Source organism: Cupriavidus sp. 2TAF22 (genome assembly GCF_052115045.1).
Classification (GTDB): domain Bacteria; phylum Pseudomonadota; class Gammaproteobacteria; order Burkholderiales; family Burkholderiaceae; genus Cupriavidus.
The window spans coordinates 41,496-62,858 of sequence record NZ_JBFRFX010000008.1; the positions used below are offsets into that span (position 1 = coordinate 41,496).

Annotated in this window: 22 protein-coding genes; 8 read left to right on the forward strand and 14 right to left on the reverse strand. The window is 60.3% G+C overall.

Annotation, left to right across the window (positions count from 1 at the left end):
• Positions 1 to 6 precede the first annotated feature (6 nt).
• Entirely contained in the window at positions 7 to 1,368 is a 1,362-nt protein-coding gene (locus AB4Z48_RS11780; RefSeq protein WP_441614119.1) for an MFS transporter, read from the forward strand.
• A 106-nt stretch (positions 1,369 to 1,474) separates the two neighbouring features.
• Positions 1,475 to 1,909, forward strand: coding sequence for a cupin domain-containing protein (locus tag AB4Z48_RS11785; RefSeq protein WP_441614120.1), 435 nt, complete (start codon positions 1,475 to 1,477; stop codon positions 1,907 to 1,909).
• A 239-nt stretch (positions 1,910 to 2,148) separates the two neighbouring features.
• On the opposite strand, the gene AB4Z48_RS11790 is transcribed toward AB4Z48_RS11785, so the two are convergent.
• A complete protein-coding gene (locus AB4Z48_RS11790) occupies positions 2,149 to 2,502 on the reverse strand; it encodes a hypothetical protein (protein WP_441614121.1) in 354 nt (117 codons plus the stop codon).
• Between the two features lie 784 nt (positions 2,503 to 3,286).
• Between AB4Z48_RS11790 and AB4Z48_RS11795 the strand changes: the two genes are divergently transcribed.
• The 3 genes from AB4Z48_RS11795 to AB4Z48_RS11805 all read left to right on the forward strand — a co-directional run bounded on the left by AB4Z48_RS11795 (position 3,287) and on the right by AB4Z48_RS11805 (position 5,214).
• Positions 3,287 to 3,958: an energy transducer TonB gene (locus tag AB4Z48_RS11795; protein WP_441614122.1), complete on the forward strand. Its 672-nt coding sequence runs from the start codon at positions 3,287 to 3,289 to the stop codon at positions 3,956 to 3,958.
• 72 nt (positions 3,959 to 4,030) lie between these two features.
• Entirely contained in the window at positions 4,031 to 4,759 is a 729-nt protein-coding gene (locus AB4Z48_RS11800) for a MotA/TolQ/ExbB proton channel family protein (protein ID WP_441614123.1), read from the forward strand.
• 41 nt (positions 4,760 to 4,800) lie between these two features.
• On the forward strand, positions 4,801 to 5,214 hold the full coding sequence (locus AB4Z48_RS11805) for an ExbD/TolR family protein (protein WP_441614124.1): 414 nt from the start codon (positions 4,801 to 4,803) through the stop codon (positions 5,212 to 5,214).
• An 89-nt stretch (positions 5,215 to 5,303) separates the two neighbouring features.
• Here AB4Z48_RS11805 and AB4Z48_RS11810 read toward each other — a convergent pair whose 3' ends face one another.
• The 5 genes from AB4Z48_RS11810 to AB4Z48_RS11830 all read right to left on the reverse strand — a co-directional run bounded on the left by AB4Z48_RS11810 (position 5,304) and on the right by AB4Z48_RS11830 (position 10,076).
• Positions 5,304 to 5,684 carry a DUF4124 domain-containing protein gene (locus AB4Z48_RS11810; protein ID WP_441614125.1) on the reverse strand — a complete coding sequence of 127 codons (381 nt, stop codon included), beginning with the start codon at positions 5,682 to 5,684 and terminating at the stop codon, positions 5,304 to 5,306.
• Positions 5,685 to 5,693: 9 nt separating this feature from the next.
• Positions 5,694 to 6,242: a DUF2726 domain-containing protein gene (locus tag AB4Z48_RS11815; RefSeq protein WP_441614346.1), complete on the reverse strand. Its 549-nt coding sequence runs from the start codon at positions 6,240 to 6,242 to the stop codon at positions 5,694 to 5,696.
• Positions 6,243 to 6,548: 306 nt separating this feature from the next.
• Positions 6,549 to 7,655 carry a porin gene (locus AB4Z48_RS11820; RefSeq protein ID WP_441614126.1) on the reverse strand — a complete coding sequence of 369 codons (1,107 nt, stop codon included), beginning with the start codon at positions 7,653 to 7,655 and terminating at the stop codon, positions 6,549 to 6,551.
• A gap of 147 nt (positions 7,656 to 7,802) precedes the next feature.
• A complete protein-coding gene (locus AB4Z48_RS11825) occupies positions 7,803 to 9,092 on the reverse strand; it encodes a serine hydrolase domain-containing protein (protein WP_441614348.1) in 1,290 nt (429 codons plus the stop codon).
• 618 nt (positions 9,093 to 9,710) lie between these two features.
• The gene (locus tag AB4Z48_RS11830) at positions 9,711 to 10,076 is read right to left on the reverse strand and encodes a nuclear transport factor 2 family protein (RefSeq protein ID WP_441614127.1); all 366 of its coding nucleotides are present in this window, start codon (positions 10,074 to 10,076) and stop codon (positions 9,711 to 9,713) included.
• Between the two features lie 115 nt (positions 10,077 to 10,191).
• Here AB4Z48_RS11830 and AB4Z48_RS11835 point away from each other — a divergent pair, with 115 nt between their 5' ends.
• Both AB4Z48_RS11835 and AB4Z48_RS11840 read left to right on the forward strand, forming a co-directional pair.
• Positions 10,192 to 11,100: an AraC family transcriptional regulator gene (locus tag AB4Z48_RS11835; protein ID WP_441614128.1), complete on the forward strand. Its 909-nt coding sequence runs from the start codon at positions 10,192 to 10,194 to the stop codon at positions 11,098 to 11,100.
• 63 nt (positions 11,101 to 11,163) lie between these two features.
• A complete protein-coding gene (locus AB4Z48_RS11840) occupies positions 11,164 to 12,426 on the forward strand; it encodes an HNH endonuclease (protein WP_441614129.1) in 1,263 nt (420 codons plus the stop codon).
• 263 nt (positions 12,427 to 12,689) lie between these two features.
• Here the strand turns inward: AB4Z48_RS11840 and AB4Z48_RS11845 are convergent, their stop codons facing one another.
• The 5 genes from AB4Z48_RS11845 to AB4Z48_RS11865 are packed head-to-tail and all read right to left on the reverse strand — an operon-like array spanning position 12,690 to position 16,990.
• Positions 12,690 to 13,067 (reverse strand): RidA family protein, encoded by a 378-nt coding sequence (locus AB4Z48_RS11845; RefSeq protein WP_441614350.1) that lies wholly within the window; start codon positions 13,065 to 13,067, stop codon positions 12,690 to 12,692.
• Positions 13,067 to 14,542, reverse strand: a complete 1,476-nt coding sequence (locus AB4Z48_RS11850; RefSeq protein WP_441614130.1) for an FAD-dependent oxidoreductase — start codon at positions 14,540 to 14,542, stop codon at positions 13,067 to 13,069. The genes AB4Z48_RS11845 and AB4Z48_RS11850 overlap by 1 nt, the downstream gene beginning before the upstream one ends.
• Positions 14,539 to 14,850: a (2Fe-2S)-binding protein gene (locus AB4Z48_RS11855; protein ID WP_441614131.1), complete on the reverse strand. Its 312-nt coding sequence runs from the start codon at positions 14,848 to 14,850 to the stop codon at positions 14,539 to 14,541. The genes AB4Z48_RS11850 and AB4Z48_RS11855 overlap by 4 nt, the downstream gene beginning before the upstream one ends.
• On the reverse strand, positions 14,819 to 15,949 hold the full coding sequence (locus AB4Z48_RS11860; RefSeq protein WP_441614132.1) for an NAD(P)/FAD-dependent oxidoreductase: 1,131 nt from the start codon (positions 15,947 to 15,949) through the stop codon (positions 14,819 to 14,821). The genes AB4Z48_RS11855 and AB4Z48_RS11860 overlap by 32 nt, the downstream gene beginning before the upstream one ends.
• A gap of 3 nt (positions 15,950 to 15,952) precedes the next feature.
• Entirely contained in the window at positions 15,953 to 16,990 is a 1,038-nt protein-coding gene (locus tag AB4Z48_RS11865) for a tripartite tricarboxylate transporter substrate binding protein (protein WP_441614133.1), read from the reverse strand.
• Between the two features lie 126 nt (positions 16,991 to 17,116).
• On the opposite strand from AB4Z48_RS11865, the gene AB4Z48_RS11870 reads away from it, so the two are divergent.
• Positions 17,117 to 18,022, forward strand: a complete 906-nt coding sequence (locus AB4Z48_RS11870) for a LysR family transcriptional regulator (RefSeq protein ID WP_441614134.1) — start codon at positions 17,117 to 17,119, stop codon at positions 18,020 to 18,022.
• Positions 18,023 to 18,240: 218 nt separating this feature from the next.
• On the opposite strand, the gene AB4Z48_RS11875 is transcribed toward AB4Z48_RS11870, so the two are convergent.
• From AB4Z48_RS11875 to AB4Z48_RS11885, 3 genes are all read right to left on the reverse strand, one after another.
• Complete coding sequence (locus AB4Z48_RS11875) at positions 18,241 to 18,657, reverse strand: HNH endonuclease (protein WP_441614135.1); 417 nt, start codon at positions 18,655 to 18,657, stop codon at positions 18,241 to 18,243.
• Positions 18,658 to 19,445: 788 nt separating this feature from the next.
• Positions 19,446 to 20,165: a hypothetical protein gene (locus AB4Z48_RS11880; RefSeq protein WP_441614136.1), complete on the reverse strand. Its 720-nt coding sequence runs from the start codon at positions 20,163 to 20,165 to the stop codon at positions 19,446 to 19,448.
• Positions 20,166 to 20,182: 17 nt separating this feature from the next.
• Positions 20,183 to 21,331, reverse strand: coding sequence for an MFS transporter (locus AB4Z48_RS11885; RefSeq protein ID WP_441614137.1), 1,149 nt, complete (start codon positions 21,329 to 21,331; stop codon positions 20,183 to 20,185).
• Positions 21,332 to 21,363 lie beyond the last annotated feature (32 nt).

Below are 21,363 nucleotides of genomic sequence, written 5' to 3' on the forward strand. Positions count from 1 at the left end.
GACAACATGCCTGCCACCACAAATGTCAGCGTAGGGCTGACTGCCGATGCCAACGGGCACGCGCTGTCCGAGGACCAGGTCTATCGAAAAATCACGCTGCGGATCCTGCCGCTGATTTTCTTCTCATACCTGCTGGCGTTCCTGGACCGGATCAACGTCGGCTACGCGCAATTGCAGATGAAGGGAGATCTGGGTTTTTCCGATGCCGTGTATGGCCTCGGAGCGGGCATCTTCTTTCTCAGCTACCTGCTGTTCGAGGTTCCGAGTAACCTCCTGCTCGAACGCATCGGCGCACGGCTTACAATTCTGCGGATCATGGTGCTGTGGGGCCTGACATCGGCCGCTACGATGTTTGTCACGACTTCCACACAGTTCTACGTGGTGCGTTTCCTGCTGGGCGTTTTCGAGGCCGGCTTCTTTCCTGGCATCATCCTGTACCTCACCTACTGGTACCCAAGCACGCGCCGTGCGGCCGTCACGGGTATGTTCATGTTCGCCATTCCAGTGTCGGGAATCATCGGTGGTCCGGTGTCTGGCTGGATCATGTCGTCGATGAACGGCGTCGGTGGCTACGCGGGATGGCAGTGGATGTTCTTGCTTGAAGGGTTGCCCACGGCATTTCTGGGTATCGCCTGCTTCCTTTTGCTGAAGAACAGGCCTGCGGATGCCGGTTGGCTGACGCCCGCGGAGAAGGATCTTATCCAGAACGCTCTCGGTGCTGATGCATCTGGAGCCGCCAGTGCGCACAGTGGAGTGGGATCGGAGCTTCGCCAGGCCTTCTTTGATGCTCGTGTGTGGCTGCTCGCGCTGATCTACTTTGCTACAGCCTGTGCGAACTACACCTTTACGTTCTGGCTGCCAACGATGATCAAGGGACTGGGCGTCACCGATGTCGCGCAGATCGGCTGGTACTCTGCCATCCCGTATGTGTGCGCTGGTGCGGGCGTCCTGTTGCTGACGCGCAGTTCGGACCGATTCAAGGAGCGACGTTGGCACGTCGGCGGTGCTCTCATCATTGCGGCGGCCGCGCTGGCATCCACCACATGGCTTCAGTCCTCGCTCGCCGCGAGCCTCGCAGTCCTTTGCTTCGGCGCTTTCTTCCAGTTCGGTGCCGGCATTGCATTCTGGGCCATCCCGCCGACGTACTTGCGCAAAGAGGCCGCTGCGGTGGGAATCGGACTAGTGAGTTCCATCGGCGTGGTTGGCGGCTTCGTCAGTCCGACACTACTGGGCTTTATCAAGGGGCAGACCGGAAGCTTGTCATACGGCATCTATGTCATCGCTGCCATCATGGTCATCGGTGGTCTCGCCATTCTGTTTGTACTGCCCAAGAGCGCCTTGCGTGTGGGCGCCGCGCAACCGGACTAGGCCTTTTCGCTTCCATCAGGACGGCAGCGTTTCACGCAGCCCGCAGCACCAATATTTCACTGCACCGTATGGCGGCCAGAAATGAATCCAGCAAAGGAGATCTGTAATGAAACCCACAACGATTACCCGCTTCTCGCACGTGCTTCCAACCGACACGGCGTTCCGGGGTGAAGGCCTTCGCGACTTCTTTGTGTATCGCGACCTTGGCATTGCTGCCGCCACGAACGGACGCGTGATCGCGCAATTGGTGCGGGCGAATAATGCACCGGAAAACGGCACTGGATGGCATGTACATAAGGCAGAGTTTCACATCGTCTACATGCTGAAAGGTTGGGCACGCTTCATGTACGAGGACCGCGAGACGCTGGTGGCCGCAGGTGATTGCGTGCATCAGGCGCCGGGAATCAGGCACTACCTTTTCGATTACTCTGAAGACATGGAGTATCTGGAGGTAGTGGGACCTGCCGATTTCGCAAGCATTGAGGTGGAAGGACCTTGTGCGGTACCGAAGCCAACGCCATGGAAGCAACGGGCGGCTTGACGCGTTGCGCGTAGGAGCGCCCCCGAAAGACATTGGACTTCGATACACCGGCTGAACGATTCCATCAATCCGTTGCGTTGACCGGTTGAATCCACAATGCCTAAGCCGCCAGAAGACATGATCTCGTCATTGTCCGAGAAGGGTCGGGATGCGGATGCCAGCCAATATCGTCGCCATGGGGGGTGTGTGCAACACCCCCATCCGCCTGCTCAGCGGCACCCAGTACACCACGCCATTCGCTACGCCAGATCTACAGGGCCGTGATCGTCGCAATGGTCACCGTGTGGATGGTGAAGATGGCCCTTGACCAGGTAGTCCATGTGGTCACCGTGTGGCACGGCTTCGTGCCCGCAGCCGGGGCCGTGGACATGCCCGGGCTCGTGCCCCCCGCAGTTGTGGTCCGGCGTGCATCGGTCGGGATTTTTCTCACCGACTTCTAGCCGGTGCTCATCGACATGGCTCGCATGCGGATGATGCAAATGGCCGTCATGCAGAAAATCGATGTGTCCGTTGTGCCGGATTGCCGTATGGCCGCAGTGCATGCCATGCCGGTGATGATGGTGGGCATGGTGCGGCAGATCGCAAGTGCTCATGCCAGACTCCTTTCGATAGGTTGCCGCACGGTTCAGCGGCAAACAGGCGCGCCTGCCAACCATGATAGACGAGCGAATGGCCCGCCATCGCGACGCCGTGGACCCACATTCAAAACCTGCGTCCCAGCTTCGGTCCTGTTGACGGACACGCGTGGCGAAGAGAAGGCGCGATCACCTGCGGGGCAGTCGTGGCAGTACAACTGACAAGCTGACGATCCCCGTCAGTCCTGCGCAGCGCCACCTCGCCACTGAGCGATTGCTTGCCCGGTTTGTTGGTGGCAGACTTGCAACAAAGTTGCAAAGAGTGCTGATCCTCTTTCCTTGCTTCCCATGCGGCAGCGCTGCTTATCGATCCTGCTGGTCCTGTTCCTGCTGTTCGCTCAGTCGGTGGTGGCGGTCCATGCGCTCGCGCATCTGCAGGCTCACCAGCAGACGAACCCCTGTGCGGCACCTGCCGATGTCGGGCAGTGCGGGCCCGCACGTTTGCCATGACCCGTTTTCCGCTACGCGCCATCGCGGCCGGCGGCGCGGCCGCTGTCGCCGCTGTCGCCCATGCCCAATCGGCAGAATCCAATCCGCCTCTCTCACCGTCTCCCTCTCCACCGCGGGGCAGCCTGACACAGCAGGAAGCGATAAAACCTGCACACGCTCGTGGTCGCAGCCAGGCGCCTGGACTAGGTACGCAACGCGCTGTCGCCCGAGAGCGGCAGTGCCGTCTGTCGGCTCAGTGGCTTCCAGAGTCGGAGCCGTGCAACGGTTAGCGCCATTAGCGGGGACTCTTCCCATGTTTGATCAACGATTCCTCAAGGTCGCCATCGTCGTCCTGCTCCTTCACGCAGGGCTGCTCTATCTGATCCAGACCGGCCTGGGCCGCAAGCTGACCGAGGCGGTTGTCGGGCCCGAGATCATCGCGCGCATCATCCCGATGGAACTGCCGCAACAACCGCCAGCGCCGGAGCCACCCACGCCGCAACCGACGCCGCCCAGACAGGCCAGGGTGGTGACGCCGCACCCGAACCCGAACCCACCCAAGCCGCAACCCACGCCGACCGCCGTAGCATCATTGCCGCCGCTGCCGAACGCGATCGAGGCGCCGCCGCCTCCGCCCGCTGCCCCAGCTCCGGCGCTGGAGCCGCCCGCACCAGCCGCACCTGCCGCAGCGGCAAACGCCGCGCCCCGCGCGGTGGGAATCGGTGAAATCGCTTGCTCGTCGCCGCAGGTCACCTATCCGGCGCAATCGCGCCGCACGGGTGAAACCGGCAAGACGATCGTGCGCCTGACCACTGACGAAAACGGCCGCGTGGTCAAAGCGGCCGTTGTCAGCTCAAGCGGATCCACCCGCCTCGATACGGCCGCGGTCAATGCGGTACAGGCGATGCGCTGCAAGCCCTATATGGAGAACGGCCGTGGCGTGGCGGTCACCGCACAGCAGCCGGTCACCTTCGAACTGGACTGAACTGCCGGAACTTTCCGCGCCCGCTAAACGCCGCCTATTCACCGCTTGTTCACCGCCTATCCAGGAGCCACCATGCAGGACCTCGGACTCTCACACCTCTGGTCGCAAGGCGATGTCGTCATGCGCGCCACCGCCATCATTCTGTTGATCATGTCGGTGCTTTCGTGGATCGTGATTCTCACCAAGGCGTGGGATCTGGTTCGCCTCAAGTCGATGGCACGTGGCGCCGAAATGCGTTTCTGGCGGTCGGACAATTTCGATCACGCACTCGACACGCTGGGCGCCAACGATGCCAACCCGTTCCGCGCGCTGGCCATGGCCGGCCGCGAAGCCGCGCAGCACCATCTCGCCAGCCAGCCGCAACTGCAGGATGCACTGGACATCTCGGACTGGCTGACTCGCTCGCTCAGGAGCGCCAACGACGAAGCCGTGGCGCACATGCAATCGGGCCTGGCTGTGCTGGCCTCGGTCGGCTCGACCGCGCCCTTCGTCGGGCTGTTCGGCACCGTGTGGGGCATCTATCATGCGCTGATCGGCATTGGTGGCGCTGGCGTGCCAACCATCGACAAAGTGGCCGGCCCGGTGGGCGAGGCGCTGATCATGACCGCCTTCGGCCTGGCAGTGGCAATCCCGGCCGTGCTCGGCTACAACACACTAAGCCGGGGCAACAAGGGCGTCATCAGCAAGCTCAACCGCTTTGCGCACGACCTGCACGCCTACTTCGTGACCGGCGCCCGCGTGCGCCCCACCACGAGCGCGCGCGCCGATGACGGTTCGATGCGGCTGGCTGTCGAGAACTGAGCGCCTGCATCCCTGGGCCCGAAACAGGAGGGATAAGCATCATGGCATTTGGCACGCTCGACGAAGACGATGACGAACTGATGAGCCAGATCAACATGACGCCGCTGGTCGACGTCATGCTGGTGCTGCTGATCATCTTCATCATCACCATTCCTGTCATCAATCAGGCGGTGAAGATCAGTCTTCCCCGTGCGAGCAACCAGCCCAACGACACCAGGCTGCAGGACATCAAGCTGTCGATCGATGCGCAGGGCAGGGTGTACTGGAACCAGCAGCTGGTAGACAACGCCGCGCTGGAGCAACGCATTGCGGAAGCCGTCAAGCTGCGGCCGCAAACTGAATTGCATCTGCGCGCGGATCGCGACGTGCGCTACGAGCGCGTGGCCGAGGTGATGGCGGCCGCGCAGCGCGGCGGCATCGACAAAATCGGGTTCATTACCGAACCGAGGCGTTGACACTGCTGCTAGGCAGAATCGGCGCCGATGCGAACGCCCGTGTTTTTGGAGATCTCAGAGGAGAATTGCTGTGTGGGTTCAGCGTATAGCTATTCGCACCGGTATCTGGATACTTGTGCGCCAGCGCGCTGTACAGCCTCCGACGCTTGCTGCGTCTGTACCGGATTATGGCTGAGCATGGCACGCTCAGCGTTGGTAACAGCAGCCTGGTAGGACTGGCGCAGCGACGGGCAGATGATGCTTGAAGTGAGCCTGGCCTGCCCCTTGGGATCGAAGACGGATGACGGTTCAGCGCGATACTCTGCGTTTTGTTGGCCGATGGATTTCTTTACCATCTCCGTCTTTGCGTCGCTCTGGCACGGGGCATCCTGCAACGTGACTTGCCCCGCGGCGCTCCGGCATTGATAGATGGTCTGGCCGGCGGCATTCGTGGCCATGACGAACATCGCGATTGTCAGATACCTCTGCATGGTGCAACTTCAGGATACGGGTGCCTGCACAGCGCGCAGCTTTCGCGCGCTCTCCGGTCCTGACGGGCCAGTTCCTTCAGTCGACTGTGGCGAGATAACAGTGATGTAGTCGCTGAGGATCGTCCCCAGTTCGACGTCCTTGGATGTGTAGCGCATGATCGGGATACCGGCCGATGCAAGAACATCATTCTTTTGCTTATCGCGCTTCTGTGCTTTAGCGCTACCGTGCGAGGCGCCGTCAAGCTCGATGACATAGAGCGGCCGCATCGTCTTGCGCTCACAAACCAGGTAGTCGACATACTTCTGAGCGAACAGGTTCCTGGCGGCCTGTGATTTTCCCTTGTGCTGTACAAACGCGGACATTGCGACCTGGGGAAAGACGTGCGTTTCTTTCAGCGCCGCGCTCAGCCGCTCGTAGAGCTGTATCTCATCCTGGCGCAAGAATGGCGCTCTGCGGGCAAAGCGAAAATGCTTAGAGGGACTCCCGCCTGCGCCTGCCGCCTTCAGTACCGACAGGACAACGACGACAATGCCGAAAAGGAACACCAGCCCGAGCATCGCTTTCACTTGACCCTCCTGCGCCTATTGTTGTATCGCGCGATACTAAGCACTAACACGACCTGGCAGCACCCCTCCATAGTGGGGCGAGCTTGGGTCGGGATGCGCAGCCCGGCGCTCGCCAGAGTGTGCGGAAGGCGTTAGGGAAGGGGGTTTTCCGCCGCCTTCGGGGGCAGCACGGCGCCTTTGCCGCAGACAAAGGCTTGCCGGGAGCTGTCTTAGCGCCCTACATGCGCGATGTCGACCGCAAGATATCAGTGGGTAGCCGCCGGGAATGAGCCCCGCCACCTTCCCGGCGGTCACCCATCAGAACTTGTGTCGGATGCCGACGGCGACCGCCGTCATGGTGCGGTCGTTCGCCCCGAGGAAATAGCCATTGGCGAAGCTGACCGCCGAAGTATCGAAATTGATGCCAGCATTTCGCACGTAGGCCATGGTCAGATAGATATCGGTGCGCTTTGACAGGTTGTAGTCGGCGATGAAGCTGATTTGCCAGGCGTTGGGTACATTGGTGCCGCTGAGCATCTTGACGTCGTCATAGAAGTAGCCGAGCGTCAGGCCCAGCGCAGTGGTAGGTTGGTAGTTGATGCCGGCCCAGTAATAGTCGTCCCTTACGATGGTGGCACCGTTGCTCGCCTTGTTCAGGCCCCACCGGTAGCCGGCCATCAGCTTGACCGGGCCCGCGCTGTAGCTGGCAGCCACCCCGGCCTTGCGAAAATTGCCGACGTCGCCACTGGTCGGGATGGTGGGGTTGTAGCGGTTGAAGGCAAACGCCAGGCCGAAGGGACCGGAAAAGTAATTCAGGCCGGCGCCATAGCCAGTGTCGCGGCGGAACTGGCCGGGAGCCTCACCGTTGCCGAACACGCCGTTGCCGAACGACCAGTCGGCGGTGGCCGTCAAGGCACCGAAGTTGCCAGTGTATTTCGCCATATTGTCCGAGCGGAAATCCAGGCCCAGCTGTGCGGCGATCGGTTCATATTGGGTCGAATAGCCGGATGGTGAGAAGTTGGAGAACGCGTCGAAGATCGCCGTGTATTGGCGCCCGAACGTTATCCGCCCGGCGCGCTCGCTCTGCAGGCCAACGAACGCCTGGCGGCCGAACAAGCGCCCCGACTGCGTAGCCTTGCCATCGTCGAGGCCAAAGCCGCTTTCCAGCACGAACACCGCCTTCAATCCGCCGTCCAGGTCCTCCGTGCCACGCAGGCCCCATCGCGAGCCGGACAGGCCGCCCGAGTTCAGCGCCACACGTGTTTCCCCCGGCCCGGGAAAGCCGGGCTGCGTGGGCAGCTTCGGCGAGAGATGGTTCACGTACTCGATATTGGCATCGGCCACGCCGTACAACGTGACACTCGCCTGGGCCGCGCCGGACAGCGCGCCGCAGGCGGCGGACAACATCCATAGGGGCGTCTTCATTCTGGTGGTCTCCTTTATTATTGATTTCTTCATGGACGGCGCGGCAGGTGGCACCGCAAGCGAGACCGGAAGTCGCCGGACGAACGCGAAGCGGGCGTCCGGCGCGGGCGCACACAGCCAGGCCGCCAGGCAGCCTGCCGTCAGGCGTCAGCGCGCGATGGCGCCGTAGATGGCCTGCGCGGCCCGGCCGAATGTCTCGGACGATTCAAGCGGCCCGCGCGATGCCGCGGTCTGCCGCTTGTCGCTGGCGCTGGTAGCGCGCGGCGCGGTGTCGGGACTCGAAGAGAATTTGACGATGGTTAGCGCCCGGCGCGGGTTGATGTAGATCTTCTGGCCAAAGCGGCCGCCGGCTTCCACCGAGCCGTCGCCATCGTTGCGTTGGTACCAGTAGTCCCGATAGGCGTAGCCCTGCCGACCGGCTGCCAGGTTGCCCCGCGCAAACCGGGCCTGATTGTGGCCGGGCTGCAGCGCGATGCGCGTGGCATTGGCAACGTGGTCTGGCAAGCGTTGCGCTTGCGCCAGTCTGACGAACTCGGCAAAACGGGCCGCATCGCGCAGAGTGCTACTGATCCCGCCGCTGGCCATCTCGGTGCCAAGGCGGTCGATCTGGACACTGGCGTCATCCTCGGCGAAGCGCGACCAGATCCGCTCTGAAGCCATTTGCGCCCACGACTTTCCGGTGATGCGGCGCAGGGCCCAGGCTACGGCTTCGGGCGAGCCGTTCTGGTAGTACCAGACATCCGCTGCCTTGTCCGCGGCCGGGATGGCCACCTTCAGGAAGGCATAGATATTGTCCGGAGCACCTTCGCGGCGCGGCAGGATGCCCACCGCGCCGAACAGGCCAAGATCTGGTGGAAGGTGTTCCGGATAACCGACGGCAACCTCCATGTCGAGGTTCTGCTGGACGGTGGCCTCGCCGAATGGGGTGCCGGCCAGTTCGGGCACATAGGTGGACAATCTGGTTTCTGGATCGAGCTTGCCTTCGTCGACCAGCATGGCAGCCAGCAGCCCGGTGACCGATTTGGTCATCGATGCCCAGATATGCATCTGTTCAGCGCCGAAACCGTTGAAGTAGCGCTCGTAGACGATGCGCCCTTCGTGCAGCACGATGAAGCCGTCCGTATGGGTCTGGCGCAAGTACTCATCAAGCCGGATGGTCTGACGGTCGACTTCAAAGCTGACCAGGTCCAGGCCCGCAACGGGTTGCACCGGCATGGGCAGGGGCTGTGCCGAGTGCCGAATGCCTGCTGTGGGCGAAAGTTCGCGCGCGTGCCGGAAGGCCCAGCGCAGGTAGGGGTAGCGAAACGCGTTGCTGCTGTTGACCTGTGCGTCGGGTGGCGGCGGAAACCCTTGCATGATGCTGGTGGCCGGGTCTGCCGCCGGAATTGACGTCGGGGTTGCCGCCGACAGGGCAGCCTGCGGCTGCGCCAACGTCACCGCCGGCAGCGTGCCCAGCAGTGCCATCGCTGCGATTGCGTTACAGCGCCGTACGCCTGGCTTGCCAATGGAAAATGGGAACCGCACCTTGTCTCCTCCGTTTGCCCGCGCTTCGATTAGCGCGTTGCAACGGAGGATGCGGCGTGTAGCGGATATCCGGCAATAGGCTGCCCGGCATAACGCCATAACCGTTGGGAATGGGTCGTCGCCGCGGCCGCGGCGTCGGCGAAGCAGGCCCAGCCAAGCGTGACAACGGTAACAAGGCCCGGACACCGGGCTGCTGCATACGAACCACCACACGCAACCCGCAAAGCTGCCCACGCAAATCGGCGATGAACCCAAAAATGGCACTCGGCGCGGGCAAATGTGGCGGCTACAGCCAGTCAGGGCCAAGGATCAAGACGGCGGTGAAGGCGATCGAGGTCCGCCATCATCGCGTCCGTTTCAAGGTGGATCGGTGGATTGAATAGGGTGACGGTCATCACCGGGTCATCACCACATGTGATGTATTGACCCGCACGGTTTCATAGGCGGACATGGGCCAGCTCCCTTTGACTCAGGTTGACAGCGCGCCAGGCCAACATCGTACGGGTTGCTTCGTGCGAGTCCCTCGCCTGCTCAGAACATCGTGTTCGTGTTGTTGGCCGTCTCCGGTACCGGCTGCAGCACGTCCCAGTGCTCAACGATCTTTCCATTGGCGTCAAAGCGGAAAATGTCGACGCCTGCGGTTTCCTTGCCGCCCCAGTCCAGATAGCGCACGTGAATGAATGCGAGGTCGCCATCGATCGCGATACGTTTGACCTCGCACGGCACTTTGCCGGCCTGCTTGATGTAGCCGGCGATGAAGTCGGTGCCATCCGGAAACAGGGGGTTGTGCTGGATGTACGGACCCGCAACCAGGCCCGGCAATAGCTCGGACTCGCCGTTGTTGAAGATGCGTGCGTAGATGGTGTCGATGGCAGCTTGAATGCGTTCTCTGTTCATGGTTCGCCTTTCGGGGAGGGGTGTTCCGTAGTAAAGCAGCCCAAGGGAAGATGATCCATATCGATGCATCCAGAATTCATATCATTTCGTCTCATTCAGCAGCTATGATGAGGTCATGGAAGCGTTGAACGGTTGGTTAAAGGCGGTCCGAGCCGATGGCCTGGTGCTGGTACGCACGCGCGTGGCAGGGCCATGGGGCTTTGCGGTGCAGCGTCGCGATGCCGTGGTGTTCCATTTCGCTGCGGAAGGACATGCCTTCGTGCGTCAATCTGATGCGCAGACGCTGGAATTGCGTGCTGGTGAACTGGTTCTGTTCCCGCGCGGTGGTGCGCATGAAGTCGTGCATTCGAAGCGAGGCAAGGCCATTCCACTCGATACATTCCTTGCCAGACGCGACGGCGTCGTTGACCCGGATCCCAAGGCCACCACGCTCATTTGCGGCCAGTTCGACCTGGATCAGCATCTGGCGCTCCCCGCGTTAAGGGCGCTTCCGCAGGCCGTGCTGCTTCGCGCCGGGATGGAACCCGGGCATTCTCCTCTGAGCGATACGCTGCGCATGCTCCGTAACGAAGTAGAGACGCCGAACTTTGGCAACCACATCGTGGTGCGGAATCTGCTTTCGTCCTTGTTCGTCTACTTGATGCGCGAATGGGCTGAAAATGCGTCCCCTACAGATAACGCTTGGTTCTCGGCCCTACGGTCGCCGCAAATGACGCGGGTCCTTGCGCGGATGCACGAAGCACCAGAACGTGCCTGGACGCTCACGGCACTCGCCAAAGAAGCCACCTTGTCGCGAGCCGCTTTCGCCCGCAACTTCTGCGCCCTGGTGGGCGAACCACCGCATCAGTACCTGACGCGTTGGCGCATGGGCATTGCCGCGCAACTGCTGGAGGAAACCGAACTACGCCTCAGTGAGATCGCGTCGCGCGTCGGCTATGGATCGGAGTTTTCGTTCAGTCGTGCCTTCAAGTTGGCGCGTGGTGTCTCGCCGATCAAGTACCGCCATCAATGGAAAGGTCGCTGACGGTGAATCGACGCTCAGATCAACGAATCGGTATCATGATGGTTTCCTCCCAGCAATAGGCCCATGAAGACCGCTTTAAGTCTCGAACAGATCCACGCCTTGGTTCGCGAACGATTCCCCGAACTGGAGCGAGAGAAGAACACCAATAGCACCAGCTATTTCCTTGGCAAGAAGAGTGTTTTGAACCGAATCTTTCGGCTCAAGTCGGCGCCTCGGGGCCTATGGGATCTGAAGCTTGCACAGTCCCACGCGTCCGGGGGCGATCGCTCGCTGGAGAGGGTGGAATCTGTAGAGTCACTTGCGGCGTTGATCAAGCATGAAATTTCCCTCCTGCAGGATAGAACTGGGAAATCATCGAGCCAGACCCCAATGACTTCCAGTGGCTCGACATCCGCCTTTTCAGGCTATACCGGTGCCCCGCCTAATGCCTTTGCAATGGGTATCATTCGTTCGTTGGAGAAGGAGGGCTTTACTGTCGCAGCTACGACGCAGGGCCCGGTGAAGGCTCAACGACGAACATTGCGTATCACCTGGCGCGGCATTTACATCGGACTGATGAGCGAGCAGCTTTGGTTGAGTAAAGTTCCGTATGCTTGCCTGTACCGCTTTCCAAAGGAAGGCGTTAAGGTCTCTATCGCGAAAGCGCCTCAAGATTTCGAAAAGTATGCTTTCGCCCGCGACCATGGCTGTGATCCGGATCGGCTACACGTCTATACGGACTACAGCGGGTCTTATCTATGGATCGAGGATGAAGCGACAAGTCTACTGCTGATGCGCGATTGGGCGAGACGGATTGACGCAGCCTTCTTTCCGCCGGAAAGCAGTCTGGACGCGGCGAATATTCAGGAAGACTTGCAGACGATCTTGACAGACAAGTCGAAATCCGAAACGGAGCGTCTCGCAGAAGTGGCTGTGCGTCTGGGGCAAGGGCAATTTCGGGCCGACCTCGAGCAAGAGTTCAATAGCGCGTGTGCAGTCACGCGGTTGACCGTTCTTTCGGCGCTGCGCGCCTCACACATCGTGCCGTGGAAGCATTCGACCGACGCACAGAGGCTCGACCCCAAGAATGGCCTACTGCTGTCAGCCAACCTGGATGCGTTGTTTGATCGATATATGATCACTTTCCGACCGGACGGAAAATTGGCAGTCTCCAAGTCCATGACGCATTGCGATCTGAACAAGCTTGGTCCTTTGCAAGATCTTGAGAACAAGCCATGCGAGAGGCGTGCAGCCTACCTAATGCTTCATAACGCGGAATTCGACCGGCTCGAAGAGCGCCGTGTGGAATTTGTCAGCGCCTCTTCCCAATCGCTAGGCGACCGCTGAGGCCAGATGGACAGCGCCGGCCGACTTGACCCTATCGGCATGTGGTGTCAAGTCGCCAGGCATATTTTGGCGGACCAGATTGACGTGTAGTCGGAGAGATTGGCCGGCCAGGGGACGCTTGCCGGCCAATGACTGACCTTCGCCGCATCAGATCATACGACCGCAGCCGGATCCACAGCGGTCGTATGAGAACGCACGCGCATAACATTTTAAGGGCTGCACGCGTAGCAGTTCGGACAGCGATCGCTAGGTTTCTTACTCTCCTATACAGCCGCGCTTCCTTCTGCCGCCACTATAGTTACTTCAACTCGTAGCCCCTCCGTGGCGAGCGCTGCCTCGACAGTAGTACGAACGGGTGCCTCCGCTTTGTTGTCTGCCAACCACCCCTCCCATACAGCGTTCATTCCTGGAAAATCCCTGATGTCACGCAGATGGACCGTCGCAGAGAGAAGCCGGCTAGGGCTGCTTCCCGCTTCAGTAAGGAGCGCCTCGATACGTGACAAGACCTCACTTGTTTGCGCGGCGATATCGCCGGTGGCGGAAGCACTCCCTTTGGCAGTTTGTCCGCACAGATACACCAGTCCGCCATAGCGGACAACCTTGCTCAGACGCGAATTCGTATGGTGTCTCTGGATTGCCATCACGACTTGTGTTCCTTCTTTTGTGGTGCTTGATTGGGGGGGCACGCTAGGGCGGCCAGCGACCCAAGACTTATTGGTTTGATCGGGGCACGAATGCGATAGGCGCCAATCTCACTCGGCGTACGATGGTGGGTATTCGCAAGTATCTGGGTCACGGTGATTCCGCACATCCTCCCCTGACATGGCCCCATCCCGCAGCGACTAAAGAACTTAGTCTGGTTTGGTCCCTCACACCCCAACTTCGCCATCTCAYGGACGCGCCCCGCGGTGACTTCTTCACATCGGCAAACAACAGTGTCGTCAGCACAGTCAACGAGCCATTCTGGAGGGCGATAAAGGGCATCCAAGAATGGACGGACACGCTGCTGATGCTTTAGCGCGGAGCGCCAAGACTTCGCAAGTTGCTCGCCCCTTTTAGCGTCTAGTCTTCCGATTGCCACCGCAGCCCCTATGGCAGCGATGGCACCACTGGCCTCCGCAGCCAAAGCGCCCGCGATCGCCGCACCATCGCCGGCTATTCGAAGCCCAGACAAGGACGTCTCACCCCACGCATCAACGGTCGGATGCCACGCCAGTTGCTCATCGCTCCACGAGTGGTCCACACGCAAGAGCCTGGTTATCTGAGTATTGGGCACGACGCCGTGATGAAGCAAGGCAACGTCGGCTTCGATACATTGCGCTCTGCCGCCCTCGACGAATGACACCGCTCGCACACGTTGACCGTCATCTGTAGCCTCAATGCGAAGATCTTCCACATGCTTGACAAAGCGTACGCCCGCACGGCGCAGCCTCCATAGCATCCGTAGACCTTTTCCGAGAATCTTCGGGCACGTTGCAGCCAATGTCAGATGCTTCAATGCGCGCCGCTTGTTTTCTGTGGGGGTTGTCTCAATGATGCCGGCAATTTTGGCTCCTCCGTCTAGCAGTTGGCATGCAACCAACAGTAGCAATGGACCGCTTCCCACCAGCACAACCCTGCCGTCTGGGACTTGAGCTGCCGTCTTAAGAGCGATCTGTGCAGCGCCTGCATTTAGTACGCCTGGTAGCGTCCAACCGGGTAACGGCGAGGGGCGCTCCATCGCTCCGGTGGCAATCACCAATTGCGGAGCACGGGCGTTGAACGAGCGTCCTGACTGTTGCGCGGTAACAGTCAGATCACGCGCCACATCCCACACCAAAGTGCCGTACCGGACATCGGCCCCTGATTTTGCAAAGCGCTCCGCCAAGGACGCGCCATGGCAGTAGTCCGGACCGAGCAACTCTTTGACCGTTCGGGGCGCGACCGTGATATTCCGGTATATCTGGCCGCCAGCGCGAGGCTGTTCATCGAGCACGACAGTCCGCAGGCCACACGCTGCCGCAACTGTCGCTGCCGACATCCCCGCAGGACCGCTACCTATAATGATGAGGTCGTGGGTGAAGCCTTCGTTGATCCGCTTTTCGTCGATGGAGCGAACATTGTTCCCTGAGCTCATGCTGCTGCCTCCACGCGCCGTGCGCCCGATGGCAACCGCACCTGCATTCCTTCGCGCACCTCGACCATACAGGATTGCACGTTCTGAGCGCCATCCACTTCTACGACGCAGTCGAAACATACACCCATGAGGCATAGCGGCGCCCGTGGAGCTCCCGATACTGCCGTCTTTCGAAAAGGCACGATTCCCGCGGCAAGCAATGCTGTCGCCAGGGTCCGGCCCGCGCACGCATGTACCGCTTGTCCTTCCACGTGGATGACAACAGTCGGCTGCAGCTCAGTGGGCGATAACTTGATTGACTTGAACATCGAAACGCCTTGCCTTGAAATCCCGAACTTCAACCGGTTCGGTGCCGGTACGTATCCATTCCACAAGAGGGCCGGAATGTGCTGGTGCCAGCGTGATGCCGCTGTGGCACGTCACGACGAAAGCTCCCGGGCACTCAACGGACTGCTCATAAATCGGATAGCCATCCGGAGTCATGACACGCAGCGCGCCCCATGTGCGAACCAAGTTGACATTGGCCAGCATTGGGAAGCTGCGCACCGCTCGCGCTGCAATGCGAGCCAGTTCAGGCAACGTGGTGCCATCGTCCATCCCGACTTCTTCCTTCGAGTCACCGATCTGCACAACGCCTTCGCCCGTCTGCCGCACGTAATGGCACGGATATCGCAGAAATGGCGACACCCGTTCGCTAACCAGGAGTTGGCCTCGTACAGGTCGTACGGGGGCGCATAGTCCTACCTGGGGAGCAAGGTCTCTGTTCGCCAGTCCGGCAGCGAGTACCACGCGCGATGCCGAGAACGTGCGGTCTCCAGCCCGGACTCGGAATTCCCCCGCGCGGTGCTCAATTTTCCCAACGCTTACGCCGGTCACCAGGTGGCCACCGAGAGCCTTGTAGCCTTGGACCAGCGCTCTCAACGTACGCAGCGGACTGACATGACCGTCGAGCTCGCAGTAAATCGCACCGACAACATCCGGGCCGGTTTCTGGGATGAGCCGGCGCAGGCTCGGCAGATCTAGGACTTCGTATGGATAGTTGATACCGAGTTGTGCACCTAATACTGCGAGTTTCCCGGCGGACTCAGAGAGCGTCTTCTCATCGAAGCTCATACTAATTCCGCCTGGCTGCTGAAGTTGGACGTCAATTCCCGTGAGGTCTTGCAGTTCCGTCGCGAGTGCTCGCCACTCGCGCGCCGCCTGCATGGTCCAGCGTGCATAGGCCGGACGACCCAGCCCCTTGTTCTGGACCCAGACGAGGCCGAAATTTCCTCTCGATGCACGAAAGGCGTCATCGCTTCCGTCAAGCACGCACACGGTATCTCCGCTGCGGGCAAGCCCATATCCCACGGATAGGCCCACTACGCCCCCGCCTATGACGAGCGTGTCGATGTGATCAGTACCCATGGCCTATTCCGCCTTGATGTTGCGCTCGCGGACAATCTTTTCGAACTTGTCTGCCTCGCTGCGAATGAACGCAGCGACCTCGGCGGGAGTCTTGCCCGAATCCGGTTCGATGCCGAGCTTGACGAGCTTCTCGCGGAAATCTGGCGTTGCCATCACTTCGCGAATAGCCGTGTTTAGTCGATTGACGATAGGTGCGGGGGTGCTGGCCGGAGCCTGGATGGATTCCCACGCCACAAGTTCGAAGCCAGGTACGCCCGACTCCGCAATGGTCGGAACATCGGGGACCGCTGAGACACGCTTCTTGCTCGACACGGCAATAGCTCGAAGCTTCCCTTCCTTGACGAGGTTGATTGACGACGCCACTGTGGGCATCATCATTGTCACCTGCCCGCTCATGAGGTCTATCAGCGCAGGACCACTGCCTTTGTAGGGCACGTGGATCATGTTGATTCCCGTCTTGGACAGCAACAACTCCGATGCCAAATGACCCGCACTTCCAGGGCCATAGCTCGCATAAGGAAGCTTGCCCGGCTGCGCCTTGGCCATCGAGACCAGATCGGGAATCGATTTCACAGGAATGCTAGCCGGCGTAACGAGCCACAGCGGAATGACGCCGAGCAGCGCAACGGGCGCGAAGTCCTTATAGATGTTGTAGTTCAGCTTCTGAAGGGCCGGATTGATGGCGAACGACGAGGAAACCGACAAGAGCGTGTAGCCGTCTGCAGGCTGGCTCTTCACATACTGAGTCGCGATGATGGAATTCGCGCCCGGCCTGTTTTCCACCACAATCTGCTGGCCGAGCTTCACGCTCAACGCAGCGCCCAGCAACCGCGCGGTCGCGTCCGAAGATCCGCCCGGGGGAAACCCGACTACCAGTTTGATTGGGCGGGTTGGATATGACTGCGTCGGCTCCTGTGCGCTCACCGGGAAGCACGCGAACATCGCGAACGCGGTGACCCCTGCCGATGCCAGTAAGCTGCCCAGGCCGCAGCGCGGCGTCTGTGGCAGAAGGGTCTTGTCATGTTTGAGTTCGGGGGGCATGTTTGTCCGTATCTCCATACCCCTGGTTTGCCGCTAAGATTTGGGTCCAGGGTGAATGAATCTTAGAAGCGCTACCTCTGCATGACAATTCATTCTTTACAGCCTGCTTATTCCAGAAAGTTATGTATGAAAAAGACCGTCAATCTACGCCAAGTTGAATCCTTTTACTCCGTAATGCGCACGGGTACCGTAGTCGGAGCAGCGCAACTGATGAACGTGACGCAGCCGGCGGTCAGCAAAGCAATCGCCCTCCTCGAACTGCGCATCGGATACAAGCTCTTCGAGCGCAGGGGTCGTAAGCTTGTGGCGACGCCTGAGGCGGAGGCGTTATACCGTGAGATCGAGCCAATCTATGGCAGCCTCGAACGGATTTCCCAGATCGCTGAAGACATCCGTAACCAGCGCGCGGGAGCACTGCGTATTGCGACGCTACCTTCGATTTCTCAGTGGCTGTTGCCGAGGGCCATTGCTCGCTTTCTGTCGACCCGACCAAATGTATCCGTCTACATCGAGAGCCTGCCGTCCCGGCAGGTCGCGGATCTCGTCGCTACACGTCAGTTCGACGTAGGCTTGATCGAACTGCCGCTGTCGCGGCCCGCTATCGCGATGGAGCCACTGGAACCCAGTCCGGCAGTCGCGGTACTGCCGGTCGGTCATCGACTCGCCTCGAAGCGGGCAATTTCCGTCAAGGACCTTGCCAGTGAGCGGCTAATTTTGCTGTCCCAGCACAGTTTTCTGCGCCACCAGATTGACGACGCGTTTTCGAATGCTGGAGTTGCGGCAAACGTCATTGTGGATACACCCCATTCCTTGGTAGCCTGCGGACTCGTAGCGGCCGGGGCGGGAATCACACTGGTGTCACGCTGGGCTGCGGAGCTGTTCTCAGCGCATGACGTCGTCGTGCGACCATTAAGAGAAGAGCTAGCTTCGCGATACGCAATCATCTTCCCGAATCCTGGACCCAGACTCCTCTTGGCGGAAGCTTTCGCCGAAGACTTCAGGGAAGAGATTAGACACCCGAAGCGGCGTTAGAATGCCTTCGGCGACACTCGGTTTTTTGCTGCCGGAAGCGGAAATTTCTTCCGCCCGCGTTTCATCTAAGGCTCGGATTTCTCCCTGCCCAGAATCTGACGGCTGATTGAACGCGTAAAGAAGCCATTGACGATCTAGCGCTGGGGGGCAGGAATGGGTCGGGAGCGGTCCAGCCGCTGGCCGCAGCCAAGCGGTCGTGACGGGGCGACCCAAGGATTCTAGGCGTGGAATTCGCAATCGGTGCCAACGGCGGCGGGGGTCGGCGGGTTCACGGACCCGACTGAACGCAGTAGCTTCTCGAAGACCCAGGGGTGGTGCCACCGTCTCCGGCGCATGAGCCGCTCTACGTATTCCTTGTGATGGGCAGCGTCCCGCGCTGCTTTGCCCTGGTGTCGGCGGGCGTTGCAAAGCCGGCAGGCGGCCACGATGTTGCTTTGGGAGTTGCCGCCGCCATCGACTCGGGCATGCAGATGCTCGGCCGTACATTGCAGGTGTCGAGCCTGCCGACTGGAGAGATAGAAGGTCGCTGCGAACGCTCCCATGGATTGCTCCCACATGGGGCAGCAGCAATAGAAGCAACGACCGGATTGACGATGGAAGGCACGGGCGCGCAGACGCGCGAGAGTCGAGGGCATGAGCGATCCTGTGTTCAGGAAGATTTCGGAAACTTCGAAACCCGCTCGCCCTTAACAAGGCATACACGGGAACCAGCCAAGTAGCTCGTGCTGGCACCTCTTCAGCCCCTAGCGGAGACTGACAGCAAGGAGTTTAGCCTCACATTTTCCCGAGATGCAAGGGAAAGGCGCGCCCGCCTTGCAAAATCGCAACATTGCACCTCGTACTGCCGCGCCGCCGCAAAGCTCTAATGGCTCTGCGAAGGACATTGACGCGTCGACAAATGCCGCTGTCCAGTCTAAGGCGTATTCCTAGACGCAGGGAAGCCTGATCGCAGCCTCGGAACGCTAGTTGGAAAGTTGGAACGCTAAATGGTGCCATAAGCCGACGGGGAACCGACCAGCGGAGGTCGCTTGCCGGCCAAGAGGCGTCACTGCACATCACGATCCCAACGGCCGCTATGGGCCGGACAAGAGACGCAGCCATTTGAGTCGGGTCTGGTCTACGTGTTTGGCCACCAAGCGACCTCCACCCAGTGGCGATGAACAGCCATGGCCTGCGCAAAATCACCGCTGCTGCGGCGGCACCGGCAAGGTCAAGCTGCTCGCCAAAGCTAAAGCTGAAGGCGCCAGCATCGACGATGCCGCGCTGCGACGGCTTCGAATTTGCGTTGCGGTTCCGGATGGTTGGGGAGACGTCGTTTTCCTCGATACCGTGGAGACGCCTCCGGCGAAGTCCTCGAAGTAGTGCCGCGCGCGCTGCCGCGTTAAGGATGCTTTAGCCGCGCGATACTTCCTCGCGCGGCTCTTCAACTGAGGGCAATGTTGCTGACATCAATAGAGACGACCAGCGGCTCCGACAACGCTTGACCGTCTGGTAGGCGAGGATAGATGCGACGTCTAGTCGGGAATCGGATTCCGGAAACCGTGATGTAGTCGCTGACGTAATGCGCTCCGGCTGTATTGCCAGCGATCTCCACGTCATAGTCAAGGCGACGTACTAGATTGTCGGAATCAACGTAGATTGCCTGCGCATTGCTGAATACCTCTAGCGAATCTGGGTAGCGCACTTCGATCTTGCGCCATGTTTCGCCGCGCTCTGTCCATGTCCCTGCGTCCTCGCACACTACACCGTCCCATGAGAGCAAGAATGGTGTATTCAGATAGGTCCACATAGCACAGCCAGCGAAGAAGGCCAGTTGCAGTGGATCCCAAGAGGTTTCCAGCTTGTGTCCTTCAAACGAGGTGCGGGGCTGGATACGCTCTTCCAGAACTTGATTAGCCGCATCTAGTAGAGCGATTCGGCGTCCCGTAAAGTCACTCCTGTTCGCGAGCGTTCCGAACGGTTCGTGTGACGCCCATTGACTGTCGGTCCTTACTGTGACCGTAGTCGTGTCGAGTACACCGGGTTGGGATTTGATAGCCCATAGTGCCCCACCCTGGCTCAAGTCGGCCTGAACCTTTGTAAATTCCCGCCATTGGGCGAGGCCCCCGTGGGCGTCGATGATGGCTTTCGCGATGCTGTTCATAGAATGGACCTTTTTCATTACCTAGCCGGTGCCACATGGCGATTGAGAACAAGGGCGACCATCTCACACGCGCCGGCGAATAGGCCAATGCCCCAGATGGCATCAGTCGCCAGAATCGCCGCACCTATTGCGCTGCCAATGGAAAAGCCGAAGTACATGGTCGACGTGTTTAAGGCCAGCGAGAGCGGTGCCTGGGACGGGCCGCCGGCTGCCATCAGGCGCGACATCTGTGCCGGGAAGAACGCCCAGACGGCGAAGCCCCAGACCGCGATCGCCGCCAGGACTGGTAACAGCGCCGGGCCCGCCGTATGCGTGGAGGCCGACACTGCGAGCGCCCAGAATGAAAGTGCCAGGGCGAAAAGCGAGTAGCGCGCCACTCGGCTCGAGCCAAACTTGTCCGTCAGCGTGCCTCCCGCCGTAACACCCACTGCCGCCGCCAGGCCCCACATCGAAACAGTCGCATTGATGCCAACTGCGTCGAATTCAAGCACGCGAGACAGGTAGGCTGCGATATAGGGATATGCAGCATAGGCACCGATGGACCAGAATAGGCTCACCGAAAGCAATCGGACGACGGCAGGCTGACGGGCGATTGAGAGCCGTTGCGATAGCGTTGCCACAGGAATGCCAGCACCGGCATCCCGGGCGACGCCGACGAGAATCCCTGCAATCGCCGTCAGGCTCATCGCGCCGACCGCCAGAAAGGTGGCACGCCAGCCGAAGGCATGTCCCACTACGCCGCCAAGAGGCAAGCCCAGCGCGATCGCCAGTGTCATACCCCCGCTCACAATGGCCAACGCCCGGCCTCGCTTGCTAGCAGATACGATCGCACCGGCAAGGGCGTTGGCGTTGGGCACATACAGACCCGAAGCAACGGCCATCATCACGCGTGCGGCCATCAGGAGCCCAAAGCTGGGCGACCAGGCGGCCAGCAGGTTTCCTCCGCCAAAGATGGTCATGGCGAACAGAAGTACGCTGCGACGCCGTAATCGCGCCGTCATGACCGTCGCGACAGGTGAACTCACGGCCATGGTCAGTGTGAATACCACGACGAGCAGTGCGGTATGTGGCACGGTCATTCCGAAATCGGCTGCCATCGTAGATAGCAGAGGCGCAATCATGAATCCCTCGGTGCCAATCGCAAACGTGCCGAGCGCCAGAAACAAGGCGGGTACTAGCGAGTCGTTGCGTTCGGGGG

Bases quoted from the DNA above. Each gene is read 5' to 3' on its own strand.
- AB4Z48_RS11780 (WP_441614119.1), top strand. From the start codon at position 7: ATGCCTGCCACCACAAATGTCAGCGTAGGGCTGACTGCCGATGCCAAC.
- AB4Z48_RS11785 (WP_441614120.1), top strand. From the start codon at position 1,475: ATGAAACCCACAACGATTACCCGCTTCTCGCACGTGCTTCCAACCGAC.
- AB4Z48_RS11790 (WP_441614121.1), bottom strand. From the start codon at position 2,502: ATGAGCACTTGCGATCTGCCGCACCATGCCCACCATCATCACCGGCAT.
- AB4Z48_RS11795 (WP_441614122.1), top strand. From the start codon at position 3,287: ATGTTTGATCAACGATTCCTCAAGGTCGCCATCGTCGTCCTGCTCCTT.
- AB4Z48_RS11800 (WP_441614123.1), top strand. From the start codon at position 4,031: ATGCAGGACCTCGGACTCTCACACCTCTGGTCGCAAGGCGATGTCGTC.
- AB4Z48_RS11805 (WP_441614124.1), top strand. From the start codon at position 4,801: ATGGCATTTGGCACGCTCGACGAAGACGATGACGAACTGATGAGCCAG.
- AB4Z48_RS11810 (WP_441614125.1), bottom strand. From the start codon at position 5,684: ATGCAGAGGTATCTGACAATCGCGATGTTCGTCATGGCCACGAATGCC.
- AB4Z48_RS11815 (WP_441614346.1), bottom strand. From the start codon at position 6,242: ATGCTCGGGCTGGTGTTCCTTTTCGGCATTGTCGTCGTTGTCCTGTCG.
- AB4Z48_RS11820 (WP_441614126.1), bottom strand. From the start codon at position 7,655: ATGAAGACGCCCCTATGGATGTTGTCCGCCGCCTGCGGCGCGCTGTCC.
- AB4Z48_RS11830 (WP_441614127.1), bottom strand. From the start codon at position 10,076: ATGAACAGAGAACGCATTCAAGCTGCCATCGACACCATCTACGCACGC.
- AB4Z48_RS11835 (WP_441614128.1), top strand. From the start codon at position 10,192: ATGGAAGCGTTGAACGGTTGGTTAAAGGCGGTCCGAGCCGATGGCCTG.
- AB4Z48_RS11840 (WP_441614129.1), top strand. From the start codon at position 11,164: ATGAAGACCGCTTTAAGTCTCGAACAGATCCACGCCTTGGTTCGCGAA.
- AB4Z48_RS11845 (WP_441614350.1), bottom strand. From the start codon at position 13,067: ATGGCAATCCAGAGACACCATACGAATTCGCGTCTGAGCAAGGTTGTC.
- AB4Z48_RS11855 (WP_441614131.1), bottom strand. From the start codon at position 14,850: ATGTTCAAGTCAATCAAGTTATCGCCCACTGAGCTGCAGCCGACTGTT.
- AB4Z48_RS11860 (WP_441614132.1), bottom strand. From the start codon at position 15,949: ATGGGTACTGATCACATCGACACGCTCGTCATAGGCGGGGGCGTAGTG.
- AB4Z48_RS11865 (WP_441614133.1), bottom strand. From the start codon at position 16,990: ATGCCCCCCGAACTCAAACATGACAAGACCCTTCTGCCACAGACGCCG.
- AB4Z48_RS11870 (WP_441614134.1), top strand. From the start codon at position 17,117: ATGAAAAAGACCGTCAATCTACGCCAAGTTGAATCCTTTTACTCCGTA.
- AB4Z48_RS11875 (WP_441614135.1), bottom strand. From the start codon at position 18,657: ATGCCCTCGACTCTCGCGCGTCTGCGCGCCCGTGCCTTCCATCGTCAA.
- AB4Z48_RS11880 (WP_441614136.1), bottom strand. From the start codon at position 20,165: ATGAACAGCATCGCGAAAGCCATCATCGACGCCCACGGGGGCCTCGCC.